The 12,464-nt window shown below is 70.2% G+C and carries 20 protein-coding genes and 1 pseudogene; 19 read left to right on the forward strand and 2 right to left on the reverse strand.

The annotated features are described in order from the left end of the window. Nucleotides 1-55 precede the first annotated feature (55 nt). A pseudogene (locus tag EAO70_RS35210) lies at nucleotides 56-628 on the reverse strand (ATPase, T2SS/T4P/T4SS family); the annotation flags it as partial. Nucleotides 629-670: 42 nt separating this feature from the next. On the opposite strand from EAO70_RS35210, the gene EAO70_RS35215 reads away from it, so the two are divergent. Further along, nucleotides 671-2,164 (forward strand): recombinase family protein, encoded by a 1,494-nt coding sequence (locus tag EAO70_RS35215; RefSeq protein WP_148006877.1) that lies wholly within the window; start codon nucleotides 671-673, stop codon nucleotides 2,162-2,164. Here EAO70_RS35215 and EAO70_RS35220 read toward each other — a convergent pair. Continuing rightward, nucleotides 2,161-3,048, reverse strand: a complete 888-nt coding sequence (locus tag EAO70_RS35220) for a hypothetical protein (protein WP_148006878.1) — start codon at nucleotides 3,046-3,048, stop codon at nucleotides 2,161-2,163. The two genes, EAO70_RS35215 and EAO70_RS35220, sit on opposite strands and share 4 nt — an antisense overlap. Nucleotides 3,049-3,163: 115 nt before the next feature. Between EAO70_RS35220 and EAO70_RS35225 the strand changes: the two genes are divergently transcribed. The 18 genes from EAO70_RS35225 (at nucleotide 3,164) to EAO70_RS35295 (ending at nucleotide 12,368) form a co-directional block, all read left to right on the forward strand. Further along, on the forward strand, nucleotides 3,164-3,418 hold the full coding sequence (locus EAO70_RS35225; protein ID WP_187284171.1) for a helix-turn-helix domain-containing protein: 255 nt from the start codon (nucleotides 3,164-3,166) through the stop codon (nucleotides 3,416-3,418). After that, nucleotides 3,415-4,167 (forward strand): DUF6907 domain-containing protein, encoded by a 753-nt coding sequence (locus tag EAO70_RS35230; RefSeq protein ID WP_148006880.1) that lies wholly within the window; start codon nucleotides 3,415-3,417, stop codon nucleotides 4,165-4,167. Before EAO70_RS35225 ends, EAO70_RS35230 begins: the two co-directional genes overlap by 4 nt. Then, nucleotides 4,164-4,319 (forward strand): hypothetical protein, encoded by a 156-nt coding sequence (locus EAO70_RS38335; protein ID WP_187284172.1) that lies wholly within the window; start codon nucleotides 4,164-4,166, stop codon nucleotides 4,317-4,319. The genes EAO70_RS35230 and EAO70_RS38335 overlap by 4 nt, the downstream gene beginning before the upstream one ends. Then, nucleotides 4,316-4,639, forward strand: a complete 324-nt coding sequence (locus EAO70_RS35235; protein ID WP_148006881.1) for a hypothetical protein — start codon at nucleotides 4,316-4,318, stop codon at nucleotides 4,637-4,639. Before EAO70_RS38335 ends, EAO70_RS35235 begins: the two co-directional genes overlap by 4 nt. Further along, entirely contained in the window at nucleotides 4,636-4,884 is a 249-nt protein-coding gene (locus tag EAO70_RS35240; RefSeq protein WP_148006882.1) for a hypothetical protein, read from the forward strand. The genes EAO70_RS35235 and EAO70_RS35240 overlap by 4 nt, the downstream gene beginning before the upstream one ends. A gap of 94 nt (nucleotides 4,885-4,978) precedes the next feature. After that, nucleotides 4,979-5,839: a toprim domain-containing protein gene (locus EAO70_RS35245; RefSeq protein ID WP_148006883.1), complete on the forward strand. Its 861-nt coding sequence runs from the start codon at nucleotides 4,979-4,981 to the stop codon at nucleotides 5,837-5,839. Continuing rightward, nucleotides 5,836-7,182, forward strand: coding sequence for a hypothetical protein (locus tag EAO70_RS35250; RefSeq protein ID WP_148006884.1), 1,347 nt, complete (start codon nucleotides 5,836-5,838; stop codon nucleotides 7,180-7,182). Before EAO70_RS35245 ends, EAO70_RS35250 begins: the two co-directional genes overlap by 4 nt. Before the next feature lie 224 nt (nucleotides 7,183-7,406). Further along, nucleotides 7,407-7,841 carry a hypothetical protein gene (locus tag EAO70_RS35255; protein WP_148006885.1) on the forward strand — a complete coding sequence of 145 codons (435 nt, stop codon included), beginning with the start codon at nucleotides 7,407-7,409 and terminating at the stop codon, nucleotides 7,839-7,841. Beyond that, complete coding sequence (locus EAO70_RS35260; protein WP_148006886.1) at nucleotides 7,841-8,365, forward strand: single-stranded DNA-binding protein; 525 nt, start codon at nucleotides 7,841-7,843, stop codon at nucleotides 8,363-8,365. The genes EAO70_RS35255 and EAO70_RS35260 overlap by 1 nt, the downstream gene beginning before the upstream one ends. Nucleotides 8,366-8,424: 59 nt before the next feature. Then, entirely contained in the window at nucleotides 8,425-8,817 is a 393-nt protein-coding gene (locus EAO70_RS35265; RefSeq protein WP_148006887.1) for a hypothetical protein, read from the forward strand. Continuing rightward, on the forward strand, nucleotides 8,814-9,464 hold the full coding sequence (locus tag EAO70_RS35270) for a hypothetical protein (protein ID WP_187284173.1): 651 nt from the start codon (nucleotides 8,814-8,816) through the stop codon (nucleotides 9,462-9,464). The genes EAO70_RS35265 and EAO70_RS35270 overlap by 4 nt, the downstream gene beginning before the upstream one ends. A gap of 64 nt (nucleotides 9,465-9,528) precedes the next feature. Beyond that, complete coding sequence (locus EAO70_RS35275) at nucleotides 9,529-9,762, forward strand: hypothetical protein (RefSeq protein WP_148006888.1); 234 nt, start codon at nucleotides 9,529-9,531, stop codon at nucleotides 9,760-9,762. Nucleotides 9,763-9,888: 126 nt separating this feature from the next. Then, nucleotides 9,889-10,035 (forward strand): hypothetical protein, encoded by a 147-nt coding sequence (locus tag EAO70_RS38340; RefSeq protein ID WP_187284174.1) that lies wholly within the window; start codon nucleotides 9,889-9,891, stop codon nucleotides 10,033-10,035. Then, a complete protein-coding gene (locus EAO70_RS35280) occupies nucleotides 10,032-10,307 on the forward strand; it encodes a hypothetical protein (RefSeq protein ID WP_148006889.1) in 276 nt (91 codons plus the stop codon). The genes EAO70_RS38340 and EAO70_RS35280 overlap by 4 nt, the downstream gene beginning before the upstream one ends. Then, entirely contained in the window at nucleotides 10,304-10,894 is a 591-nt protein-coding gene (locus EAO70_RS39820; RefSeq protein WP_261993207.1) for a DUF6907 domain-containing protein, read from the forward strand. Before EAO70_RS35280 ends, EAO70_RS39820 begins: the two co-directional genes overlap by 4 nt. Then, nucleotides 10,891-11,898 (forward strand): DUF2637 domain-containing protein, encoded by a 1,008-nt coding sequence (locus EAO70_RS35290; RefSeq protein ID WP_148006890.1) that lies wholly within the window; start codon nucleotides 10,891-10,893, stop codon nucleotides 11,896-11,898. The genes EAO70_RS39820 and EAO70_RS35290 overlap by 4 nt, the downstream gene beginning before the upstream one ends. After that, nucleotides 11,895-12,059, forward strand: a complete 165-nt coding sequence (locus EAO70_RS38345; protein ID WP_187284175.1) for a hypothetical protein — start codon at nucleotides 11,895-11,897, stop codon at nucleotides 12,057-12,059. Before EAO70_RS35290 ends, EAO70_RS38345 begins: the two co-directional genes overlap by 4 nt. A gap of 9 nt (nucleotides 12,060-12,068) precedes the next feature. After that, a complete protein-coding gene (locus EAO70_RS35295; protein ID WP_148006891.1) occupies nucleotides 12,069-12,368 on the forward strand; it encodes a hypothetical protein in 300 nt (99 codons plus the stop codon). Nucleotides 12,369-12,464: the final 96 nt, after the last annotated feature.

Consider the following 12,464-nt stretch of genomic DNA (forward strand, 5'->3'; position numbering starts at 1 on the left):
CCGCCGGACACCACCGTCGTCATCACGCTCCTCCCGCCGGACACCACCGTCGTCATCACGCTCCTCCTCCGATCAGCGCGCTCAACCGCTGCCAGCCCCGCTCCCGGACGAACCCGGCCGCGCCCCACCGCAGCGCGGGAACCGTGCGCACCAGGCCTTCCCGGTCCCGCTCCAGGACGTGCGCCTCGGCGATCCGCCGACGCCCGTCCCGGTCCCGCGCCAGATGGAGGACCACCGAGAGGCCCGCCCCCAACTGGCTGTGCAAGGCGGCCCGGTCGAGTCCGGCCGCCGTGCCCAGGGCTTCGAGTCGCGCCGGCACGTCCGCCGCCGTGTTGGCGTGGACCGTGCCCGAGCCGCCCTCATGACCGGTGTTGAGGGCGGCGAGCAGGTCGACCGCCTCGCCGCCCCGGACCTCGCCGACCACCAGCCGGTCCGGCCGCATCCGCAACGCCTGCCGGACCAGGTCCCGCAGGGTCACGAGCCCCGCGCCCTCCTGGTTCGCCGGCCGCGCTTCGAGGCGCACCACGTGCGGGTGGTCGGGCCGCAGTTCCGCCGAGTCCTCGGCGAGGACGATCCGTTCCCGCTCCCCCACCAGGCCGAGCAGCGAGGCGAGCAGCGTGGTCTTCCCGAACCTCAGGACAAGACACCGCTAATACGCCACACTTCACCCATGAAGACGACGAAGACCCCGGCCGGGCAGCGCACTCGAGCGGTCATCTACGTCCGCATCAGCCAGGACCGAACCGGCGCCGGCCTCGGCGTCGACCGGCAGCGCGAGGACTGCGAAGCCCTCGCCGCGCGCAACGGCTGGGACGTCGTCGAGGTGTACGTCGACAACGACATCAGCGCCTACTCGGGCAAGAGGCGGCCCGACTACCGCCGGATGCTGAGCGACCTCTCCGAGGGCGCGGCCACCGTCGTCATCGCCTGGCACAACGACCGCCTGCACCGCTCCCCCACCGAGCTGGAGGAGTACATCGACATCTCCGAGCGCCACGGGGTGTCGACGCACACCGTCATGGCCGGCCACCTCGACCTGTCCACGCCGTCCGGCCGGATGACCGCGCGCATCCACGGCGCCGTCGCACGGCACGAGTCGGAGCACAAGGCCGAGCGCGTCGCTCGGGCACGCATGCAGAAAGCCATGGCTGGCGAGTGGGGCGGAGGCATTCGCCCGTTCGGGTGGGGCGTGCCCACTGGGGAGACGAAGCTGGCCACCGATAAGAAGACCGGCGAGGAGGCCAGGGTCCCGGTCCTCGACATGAACAAGGCCGTCCCGGAGGAGGCCGCGGCCATCGTGCACGGCCACGAGATGCTGCTGACCGGGCAGTCCCTCAAGAGCTGGATCCGGTGGCTGGCCGACAAAGGTTTCCTCACGCCCCGCGGGAATCCGATCGGACATGTCGAGGGCCGGGACATGCTGATGCGCCCGAGGAATGCCGGAATCGCCGTCTACAAGGGCGAGGAGGTCGGCGTCGGGCTCTGGGAGCGCCTCGTCCCTACAGAGAAGCACAGGGCTGTCGTGGCCATCCTGAAGGACCCCACCCGACGCACCTCCCCCGGCTCGACCCCCAGGTGGCTGGGATCGCTCATCTATCGGTGCGGCATCGGGGCCTGCACAGAGACCACTCGGGTGACGAAGGCCGGCGGATCAAAGCGCCCTGGCTACCGCTGCCTCAGCAACCACGGTGGGGCCCGGCGGGCGGACAAGGTCGACGAGTACGTGGAAGACCTGATCGTCGAGCGACTGTCCCGGCCCGACGCGGCCGACCTCCTGGCGCCAGGCCCCGACGACCTGGACGTGGCTGGCCTACAGCAGGAGAGCGAGGCGATCCGGCGGCGGCTGACTGACCTGGCTGCCCTGTTCGGGGCCGGGCAGATCAGCATGGTCCAGTTCACCGAGGGCTCAGATGTCGCGCGTGCGCAGCTGGAGGGCGTGAACCAGCAGCTAGCCCGAGCCGCGACCCGAGACCCGCTGGTCTCCCTGGTCGGCGCGCCAGACGTGCGGAAGGCATGGAAGGCCATGGACCTGGAGCAGCAGAGGAGTGTTCTGCGCACGCTCCTGGAGGTCGTCATCCGGCCGGCACGACCGGGACGGATGCCGGATGGCAGCTACTTCGACTATCAGGCCATCGAGACGAAGTGGAAGCGAGGGGCCAGCTAACCGTCCCTGCCTGGAAGCTCACCTCCCAAGCTCCGCAGCTCCACCTCGAGCTCACGCCGCCTGATTGGAGGGAGGTCCTCCATGCTGTCCTTGAGTACCCACTCGATCTCGAGGCGCCTTTCAGCGTGCTGGTCTCCGTACATCCCCGCTGGCACCCCAGCCGGCGGGAGCATCTTCTTGCGCCGCGCTGAAGCCACCCACTTCGCCGCCGTAGAATGCGGCGCCTTGAAGTGGTTAGCCACTTCTCGCGTTGGAGGCACCCCCTCGTTCTCGGCGATTCGATAGACCTTCGCCACTTGCCGCAGAAAGTCATCCGTAATGCGCACACGCTTGCGTCGAGGCGAAGGCGCGTCGCGGGCAGTGGCATAGGCCTCAGACGCCTGCGCTTGCAGCTGGTCCAGCCACTCAAGCGCCGCCTTGGGGCGATGGCCATAGGGGTCATGATCCTTCAGGGAAGCCCAGTCATGGCCTGACCTCATGTGATCCTCCTGCGGCCGCCCCTCCTCCTCCATGAAACGGACCAGGTACTGGGTCATGTAGTGGATGCCGAGCATCTTCCACTTCTGCGGCTTAGCAACCTTCCTGACCTTCTCAAGCACGACGCCTACATCCTCGTAGGCGGTGCGCGCCTCAGTCATCGTCAGATCGCCCTCGAAGACCTGGAAGTTCAGGAAGAGCACAGGCCCCCCTCGGCCGCTGGCCTCCTCCGATCCGTCTCGCAACGTGCGCCAGGCGGACTCAGGGGCGATGACGAGGTGGAAGAACTCGGGTAGCAGGACCGCGCCCACTCTCACGAGCCTCGGCAGCTCAGGCAGCTCGTCCATGGCGAACCACGGGTAGGCAGCGAAACGCCACCCTGCGGGCGCCTTGAGGGATTCATCCATGGCCCCATCCTGCCCGCAACGGCAAGGTATCGGCAAGGCCACTGACAGTGAACGGGTAGCCCACTACCGCTCCATCCGTTGCGTGAATGGCAAAGCAATGGCTAGGGTGTGGGGCATGGCACAAGTACACGTCTTGCGTCTGGCGGAGGTCCGCGCTGCCGTGAGCAGCGGCGAAGCCGAGCGCCTTCGGGTCGAAGCCCAGCTCTCCATTGGCGAGGTCGCACGTGCTTGCGGCGTCGACCAGTCCACCGTTTGGCGGTGGGAGAAGGGGGCTCGCAGGCCTCGCGGCCTCGGAGCGCTCGCCTATGGCGACCTGCTCGAAACGCTCCGCGCGCAGGCAGCCCAGACGAACCGCAAGAAGACGGCATGACGCCCAGTGCGGTCGATGCCGCAAACGACAACGGCGCCGCGGGGGCAACCGCGACGCCGTCTGTCGAGCACTTCAACGAATCCGCCAGCAAGCAGATCGAAGGAAGCTCAGTGACCATCATCGCAGAACCGCAGTCCGGCACCAAGACGAACATCGGCCAGTCCGGCGGCGAGATGTACGACACCGTGCTGTCGGCCCTCGCCTTGGCCGGCGTCGACAGTGCCACTCTTCAGCACGCCCACCAGGCCCTCGCCACCGGCTACGTCTACGGCGTCTGGGCGCAGGCGGTCAATGACCTGGGGCTCGAAGAACTCATGCCCGTAGCCGCGATCAACGCCGAAGTCATCAAGCGCGTCACCAGCCGCAGGCCGATCAAGCCCCTCATCGACATGATCGAGCCGGAGCACGCGGCGCAGTCGAAGACCGAGCCCGGTCACTTCCCGTGGTGCCGCTCGGGCACCTGCACCACGCGCCACTTCGACGACGGCACGCCCTACACCGAGCACACCGGCCGACGGATCACGATGCCCATCCCCGAGGGCATGTCGTGCCGCGCCAATCAGCTCCTCACTGCCGAGTTGTCCGCCCTGGAGGAGTTCTCCGGCGCCCCGATGGTCTCGTTCACCTCCGGCGGTAACGGCGTCTGCCTCGAAGCCGCCGAACTCGACACGGTGATCGGCAACCTCGACACCTTCCTCGACGGCCTGCGCGCCATGCGCCGCCAGCTGGAACAGGAGCAGGCCCAGTGACCGAAACCGCAGAACCGAGGCCGGAGCGCCCCGACGGCTACTGGGAAAGGGTCGACCGCGTAGTCGCCCAGGCCCCGCCCCTCACCGACGCCCAGCGCGCCAAGCTCCGAGTCATCTTCAACCAGTCCAACGTCACCAAGGAGGCGGCGTGAACCCTCTGACGCACACCGAACGCGCCCAGTACTTCGCCGCCGTCCACAACATGGGCCACGGTGACGAGATCCGCGACCAGGCCTTCATGCTCGCCGTCCAGGTGATGGCCGAGACCCCGGCCCCGTGGGACGAGACAGAGCCCTTCGCCGCCGAGCGCTACCTCGCGGCCCGCGGGGCGACGCCCACGGCCGCCTCCGAGAACGCCATCGGCTTCGAGCTCTGCATGCGGGCACTGCACGCCCTCGCCACCGGCAGCATCGCGATGTCCTTCGACGAGATCACCCACTGGATCGAGACCAACCTGGACGGTGCCCAGTGACCAGCGTCCCGGGCCAGTGGCCCGTCTCTGAGCCCGTCGACACCAGCGAGAGCAACGACCAGGGCGCCGCGCACCTCGCGCTCGTCGCCGTTCAGGCCCGCTTCCACGTGACGCTCGGATCCATCCGGGCGGACCTCGAGGAGCAGCCCTCGCCGATGGCCGTCCTGAACGCGGCCCGCCGCTGGAACTACGCCATCACCGCCATGGCCGACGAGGTCGCCTCGTCCCTGAAGAAGGCCGGCTAGTCGCACGGCCCGGGATTCCGTCACGAAATCCGTAACGGAATCCCGGGCCCGACACGGACACCCAGCACCTGCTCGAAGAAGAGAGCCCCCGTTCGTGAACGACACCATCGCCTTCAACCGGCTCGCCGACCTCCTCGGCAGCATGGGCGAGCCCACCCGCTACACCGGAGGAGCGCTCCGCACCCGCGGCATCTGCCACGGCGGCGACTCCCCCGGCACCGTCGCGATCAAGCGCATCAACAACGGCGTCGGCGTGTACTGCCACAAGTGCCAGGGCAACGCCGACTTCCTCGCCGCCATCGGCTGGACCGAAGCCGACCTGTTCGACGAGCCGCTCCCCGAACGGCCCCGCGACCGTCCCGAGAACGACACCTGGATCCCCTGCCAGGACCGCGGCCACAAGCGTGTCGCCCAGTACCTCTATCGGGACGCCTACGGGGCCATCGTCCATGGCGTCACCCGCTGCGACGCGAAGGACTTCGCGCAGTGGCGGCCCGAGCCGTCCGCCCGCTCCGGCCGCCGCTGGAGCCTGAACGACGAGCGGGGTAACCGGCTCGTCGCCACCGTCCCCTACCGCCTGCCCGAGCTGCTGAAGGCGGTCAAGGGCGAGCAGGTGGTGTGGATCGCCGAGGGCGAGAAGGACGTCCACGCCCTCGTCGACCACGGACTCGCCGCCACCTGCAACGCGGGCGGGTCCGGGAAGTGGACGACCGAGCACGCTCAGTACCTGACCGGCGCGGACGTCACCATCGTGGCCGACCGCGACCAGAAGGGCAGGCAGCACGCCGAGGCCGTCGTGGCCACCCTCACCGGGGTGGCGCGCTCCGTGTACGTCGTCCAGGCCCTCACCGGCAAGGATGCCGCCGACCACTTCGCGGCCGGGCACGGGGACTCAGAGTTCCAGCAGGTCTGGGCCCCGGTCCCCTACCCCGGCGACACCGGGGCGGCAGCGTGACGACCGCGCCGGCCTGGGCGCCGGACATCCGCGAAGCCGACCCCGTCGCCGTCGGCCGGCCGGGCCGCCTGCCTGAGGAGTTCTTCGCCGCCCGGCCCGTGTTCGCCAGGATCCGGCAGGCGGCCCATGCCGAAGGCTGCTCGGGCGACGTCCTGTTCTACAGCACCCTCGCCCGCATGTCGGCACTCGTACCCCACCAGTACAGGGCCGTCACCGGCATCGGCGGCCGTGCCTCTCTGAACATCTTCGCCGCGATCGTCGGCACGTCCGGCGCGGGGAAGTCGACGAGCTCGTCCCTCACCCGGATGGTGATGCCCGCGCTCGACGACGACTTCCGCGACGGCCTGCCCGTCGGCTCCGGCGAGGGCATCGCCGAGGCGTTCATGGGCACGGTCGACGAGCCGACCGGCGAGCTCCACAAGGGAGGGCCGAACAAGGGCGACCCGGTCATGCGCAAGGTGCGCAAGCAGGTGCGGCACAACGCCTACTTCTACGTCGACGAAGGTCAGACAATCGCCAAGCTGAGCGAGCGGAACGGCTCAGTGCTCGGCGAGACCCTCCGGCGCGCCGCTGTCGGCGAGACCCTCGGGCAGACCAACGCGAGCGAGGAGCGGACCCGGTACGTCCCGGCCGGCTCCTACAGCCTCGGCCTGCTCGTCGGCTTCCAGCCCAGCACCGCCGTGCCGGTGCTCGCCGACGCCAGCACCGGCACCCCGCAGCGGTTCCTCTGGGGCTGGGCGGACGACCCCTCGATCCCGGATGTGCCTCCGGCCTGGCCTGGCGAGCTGGAGCGCGGACACTGGCAGCGCCACCTGTCCGACCCGGTCGACATCAGGTTCCCCGAGCGCGTCCGCAGCATGCTGTGGGCCGAGAAGGTCGGCCGGGCACGCGGCGAGATCGAGGTGCCCGAACTGGACGGCCACGCCGGGCTGATCAAGGTGAAGGTGGCCGCGCTGCTCGCCCTCCTCGACGGCCGGGACTACGCGACCGAGGAGGACTGGTCCCTCGCCGAGGTGGTCTGGACCGCCTCCTGCGGGGTCCGTGACCACCTGGTGGAACGGGCCCAGCGCGAGGCCGCCGTGGAGAAGCAGCGCGAGCAGGACGCCAAGGTCCTTCAGGTCGTTCGCGAGCACGAGGCCAAGGCCGAGGCCACGGTCGCCCTGGAGCGAGTAGCGGCACTGGTGCGGAAGCACGCGTCGGTGGTCGGCGGCATCACCTGGGGTGAGCTCAACCGCCGCATGGCGAGCCGCGATCGGAAGGGACTCCGGAAGGCGGTCGACGTCGCGGAGGCCCGCGGATGGGTGGTCGTCGAGGGCGATCGCGTCTCCATCCGCACGGACTAGATGCGGCCGATCAGGACGTGGACACACGTCGGGGTGTGGACATGTGGACGCGTGTCCACGCCCCCCCGTCCAGAGACCGAGAGGCCTCCGAAAGCCTCTCTAAATAACAACAAAAAGGACATGTGTGTGTACTCACGTGACGCGCGAGCGGGGGCTGTGGACGCGTGTCCACGTGTCCACGTCCACATGTCCACACTGAACGTCCACCTACCGAGGAGCACTTGATGACTCTGCCTACTAGCCCCACCGGATGGCTCGCCTACTACCGCACCAACGAGGAGGTCGAACGGAAGCGCCACGGCCGCCACCTGCCCGTCGACGGCTGGTCTCCCGAAGGTGATGCGCTCGTAGTCGACCGCCGGCGCGGCGCGCGGGTGCCCGCCGCCTCGCTCCCTCACTTCAGAGGCCTTCAGGTCACCGAAAGCGACACCGTCAACACCGTTCCGGGGCAGGGCTGGAGCATCGCCTACCTGAACGGCGCCACCCCTGACCCCGTCATCGCCTGGGCCGTCGACAGGCACGGCTACGCCAAGCCGCTTATCGCCAACTCCGACGGCTACGCCGAGCCCTGGGAGCAGGAAAGCCATGGCGGCTTCCTCTCCCCCGGCAACCCCGACAACAGCCCCTACCGCCCCGCCCCTGAGCAGGAGATGGACTGATGGCCGGAGAAACCACGATCACAGTCGTCGGCAACCTCGTCGACGACCCCGAGCTCCGCTTCACCCCCGCCGGCGCCGCGGTCGCTAAGTTCCGCATCGCCTCCACCCCGCGCGTCTTCGACCGGCAGACCAACGAGTGGAAGGACGGCGAGGGGCTGTTCCTTACCTGCTCGGTCTGGCGCCAGGCTGCCGAGAACGTCGCCGAGTCCCTCCAGCGCGGCATGCGTGTCATCGTCCAGGGCCGTCTCAAGCAGCGGTCCTACGAGGACCGCGAGCAGGTAAAGCGAACCGTGTACGAGATCGACGTCGAGGAGGTCGGCCCCTCCCTCCTCCGCGCCTCCGCGAAGGTCACCAAGAGCGCGTCCGGCGGCGGCCAGCAGGGCGGCCAGCAGGCGCCTGGCGGCTGGGGTGCCGCCCGGCCCGCGCAGCAGCAGGCGCCCGCGAACGGCGGATGGGGCGGTCAGCAGCCGGCCGCCGCCCCGGCCCAGCAGGCGCCGGGCTACTCCGACGAGCCCCCGTTCTGATCGAACCCACCGGGGCGGCCGCGTTCCCGCGCGGCCGCCCACCCGGAGAGGAGACACCCATGCCCAAGCCCGCCGGCCACCACGTCAGCACGGAGGGGATGAGCACTGCTCTTGTGCTCGCTGATTCTCCGGCCGACCCTCTCGGCACCATGGCATACCAGCGCATCCAGGAGCGCGCCTTCGAGGCCTACGGCATTGCGCACCACTATGCCGTCCACGACGGCGCTGACGCCGAGCACGCGAGCCGTACCGCCCTCGACGCCGCACTCGGCGCGGCGGCTCGCGGGTTCGCCGCCGCTGCCGTTCACCGCATCCTCGAACGCCTCGCCCTGGAACTGACCGAAGACCAGGCGGAGCTCCTGGGCGGTTGGGCCGCCGACCTCGACCTGGAGGTCGTCGAAGACATCGCCGGCGCCAACGGCGATCAGTGGCCCGCGGAGCCGCAGCCGTGAGCACCTGTCACCTGTGCGAGAGCCGCGAGACCGACGACTACCTTTGCCCCGGCTGCGCACGCGCCCTCGGCGAGCAGCTGCACCGCCTGCCCGTCCTGTACAGCGGACTCGCCGCCTTTCTGGCTCCGGCCGCCCGGGGCGCCCAGCACGGCGGCCACGCACAGGCTGTGGACGGCGCCCTGCCCGTCTCGGAGAACGTCCTCGACCTCCGGGGCCCCGGCGGGATGGTCACCACCTTGGAGTCGTGGCGCGAGGCCCTGCACGACGCCCGCCGCTGGCCCGCCCCCACCCTTGGCGTCAGCATCCCGAACCGGGTCGGGTCCGCGGCGGCCGCGCTGCACCACTCTCTCGACTGGATCGCCCAACACTGGCCCGCCGCCGGCGACCTCGCCCGCGAGATCCGCGACCTCCACGGCGCAGCCGCGAGCATCGTGCACCCACGGCTGGTCGAGGAGCGCGGGACCCGGCTCGGGAAGTGCCCGGCCGTCGATCCGTCCGGTGTGGTGTGCGGGGCGGTCCTGCGGCACTACCCGGGCGAGCGAGCGGTGACGTGCAGGTGGTGTGGGTGTGCGTTCGAGCCGCAGCAGTGGGGAGAGCTGCGGAAGTGGATCGACCTGGACGAGACCGAGGACTCGAACGCCGCTTAGGAACAAGCGAGTTGACGCCACAAGTGCTCGTCTATCACACCCTCCCTGTGATAACGTCTCAGCGATGGACACGAAGCCCTGGCGGGAACGTGTACGCCTGGAGGACGAGCTGCTCGAACAGCTCCAAGCCCAGGTCTCACAAGCCGCCAAACGACGCGCCGCCGCTCTCGTGGAGGGCGTGACCGAGCTGGGAAGCGTCTACAAGGTCGCTCAAGAGCTCAACAAGAGCTGGACCGCCATCGATAACGCGATCAAGAAGAACGGGTCCGCACCCTCGGACCCCATCACAACCCCATAACGCAGAGCGGGAGCCGGCCGACAGCTCTCCCAGGTGCTCGAACACCTGAGAGGCGCGCGCGTCGCCCGACTCCCTGACCCAGCCACATCCTGACTAGACCAGGAAGGCTCGGCTATGCCGAATCTTATGCCGACCGGCACAACTCCGGTCCCCCCGCCCCGGCGCCTCATCGCCGTCGGCACCATCCGCCACCACGGCGGCCGCACGATCACCGTGCGCGCCACCGAGGCCGGCGTCACCGGCACCATCTCCGCCCGCGGCGGTGCCCGATGAGCCAGCCCACGCCCGTCCTCAGCGACGACACCCGCACGCTGCTTCTCCAGGTCGCCGACACCCTCGACAGGGTCCAGCCGGGCGCCGCCATGCACGAGGCCATCCGCCTCGCCCGGCCCCTCGTCCTCGCCGAACGCCTCCACGGGCCCACGGAAGCCGCGTTCGCCGCCGAGCAGGACCTCCTCGCCGCCATGCCCCCCGTCCGCGACCGGCAGACCCGCGGCGAGTACGCCGCCCTCCTGCGGCTCATCGTGCAGGGCGTAGCCGCATGAGCGACCGCGACCCCCTGGAGGGGATCCCCGACGCGCTGCTCGACTGGCACAAGGGCGCTCTGGAGGGTGACGCGGTCGTGTGCGCGGCGCCGCAGCCGGGCTTCCCGAACTTCCCGTGCATCAACAACCGGCTCGCCCACGCGCGGCACCGGGACGTTCTGGGCCGCACGTGGCCGCTGGACACCGAGGAGCCGCTGTACGTGGCCCACCGGGTGCCGGTCATCGACGGCACAGTGACCCTGGATACGAGCGACCACGGCCCCGTGACCACCCAGGAACCCGACTGGTGCCTCGGCCACTCGGCCCGCGCCCCGGGTTACCGCATCGACTTCACCCACCGCGGCGCCGAGCACACCTTCGCCTTCGCCAGCGACACCCTGCTCGTCGCCATGCTCAGCCAGGACCCCTTCGTCACCGACCCCGAGCGGCGGCGGACCCGCCTCTACGTCGAGCAGACCGGCTACTCCGCCAGCCTCGACCCCGCCGAGGTCCGCCAGCTGGCCGCCGCGCTCACCGTGCACGCCATGCACCTGCGCACCCTCGCCGACCAGCTCACCACCCTCCGAGCCGAGGAGGGCAAGCAGTGAAGACCACTCCCTCCCAGGCCCTGGCGGCCGCCGCCGGCCTCGTCATCATCACCCTGACCGGCGCCGCGTTCTGGCTGTCCTACGCCCACCTCGCCGAGGTCGCCTTGGCCCACGGCCTCGGGCAGGCCACCGAACGCGCGTGGGCGTGGCCCGCCACCCTGGACCTGTTCATCGTCGCGGGCGAACTCCTCATGCTGCGAGCCGCGCTCAGGCGCCAGGTCGACGGCTGGGCCATCGCCCTCACCGCGGTCGGGTCAGTCGGCTCGATCGTGCTGAACGTCGCCGGGGTCACCGGCGACCGCGACCCGGGCAACGTGCCGCTCCTCGACTACGTGGTGGCCGCCGTTCCTCCCACGGCCGCGCTCCTCGCGTTCGGCGCGTTGATGCGGCAGATTCACCAGGCCCTCGCCGAGCGAGGCGAGCCGTTCAAGCTGGATAACATCCCACTTGAACAGGCCCCCGATGTTCCGGCGGAACCGGCGCCTGCCCGCGGGCTGCCTGAGGTGATGCCGGCCGGTGTTCGGCTGCTGCCGCTGACCGCCCGACCGGAACCGGTTGCCGCCGAGGCGGAACCGTCGCCCGCCGCCGTGGTTCCGGTGCCTGCCGTCGAGCCCCTGCCGAAGGTCCCTGCGCTGCCCGTCCTCGGACCGTGGATGCCCGTGGCGGAACTCCTCGCGGCACCGACCGGAACCGCTTCCGACCTGCACGCTTCTGGGCGCCCAGAAGCTCCGAAGGATCACCCGGAACCGGCCGGCAGCATCCCGGTTCCGCCGGTTCCGCCCGCCGATTCCGGCGCGGCCGACATCGAGTCCGAGGACACCAGCAACACCACCTTCAACCGGCAGGTCGCCGACGCCCGGAACTGGCTCGCCGCCGAACCGGAACTCACCGGAACCGCCATCGGCCAGCGCCTCGGCAAGAGCGATACCTACGGTCGCCGCGTCCGCCGCGCCGCCCTCGCCGAGCATCGCGAAGCGATCACTTTGCGGGCAGCCGCGAAGTGATCACCTACCACGCCCTCGGCTACTACAGCCTCTACGGCATCCCCCTCGGCATCCTCGCCTGCCGCCTCGCCCCGGCCGGATCCACCATGCGCCGCATCACCGCGCGCATCACCCTCGCCGCCCTCCTGCTCGTCGCCGCGACCGTCGCGCTCTCCTACTGAGGACCCACCATGAAGACCGCCCTCCTCGCCGCCATCGACACCGCCACCAACAAGGGCATGGCCGCCCCCGCTGCCGTCACCGGACAGACCGGATCCGTCCCCATCTCCGTCCTCCTCGTCCTCGCCCTCAGCGGTATCGCCTGGTGGATGTTCAAGCACGGCGACAAGACCAAGAAGCTCCACATCGCCCCCGGCATCGTCTGCCTCGGCCTCGGCCTCTCCTTGAGCGGCACCCAGATCGGCGCCCAAGTCGGCATCCTCTTCGGCAGCATCGCCCAGATGGTCGCCAACCTCGCCGGCACCGTCTGACCGTGGCGCTCGACCCCGAGGCCGACACCCTCGAACTGCCGCCCGTCCCCCGGTGGGGGCGCGGGCGGCCCCGCCTCGCCGCCCACCGCATCCACC

It is taken from the genome of Streptomyces sp. adm13(2018) (assembly GCF_008042145.1).
GTDB lineage: Bacteria > Actinomycetota > Actinomycetes > Streptomycetales > Streptomycetaceae > Streptomyces.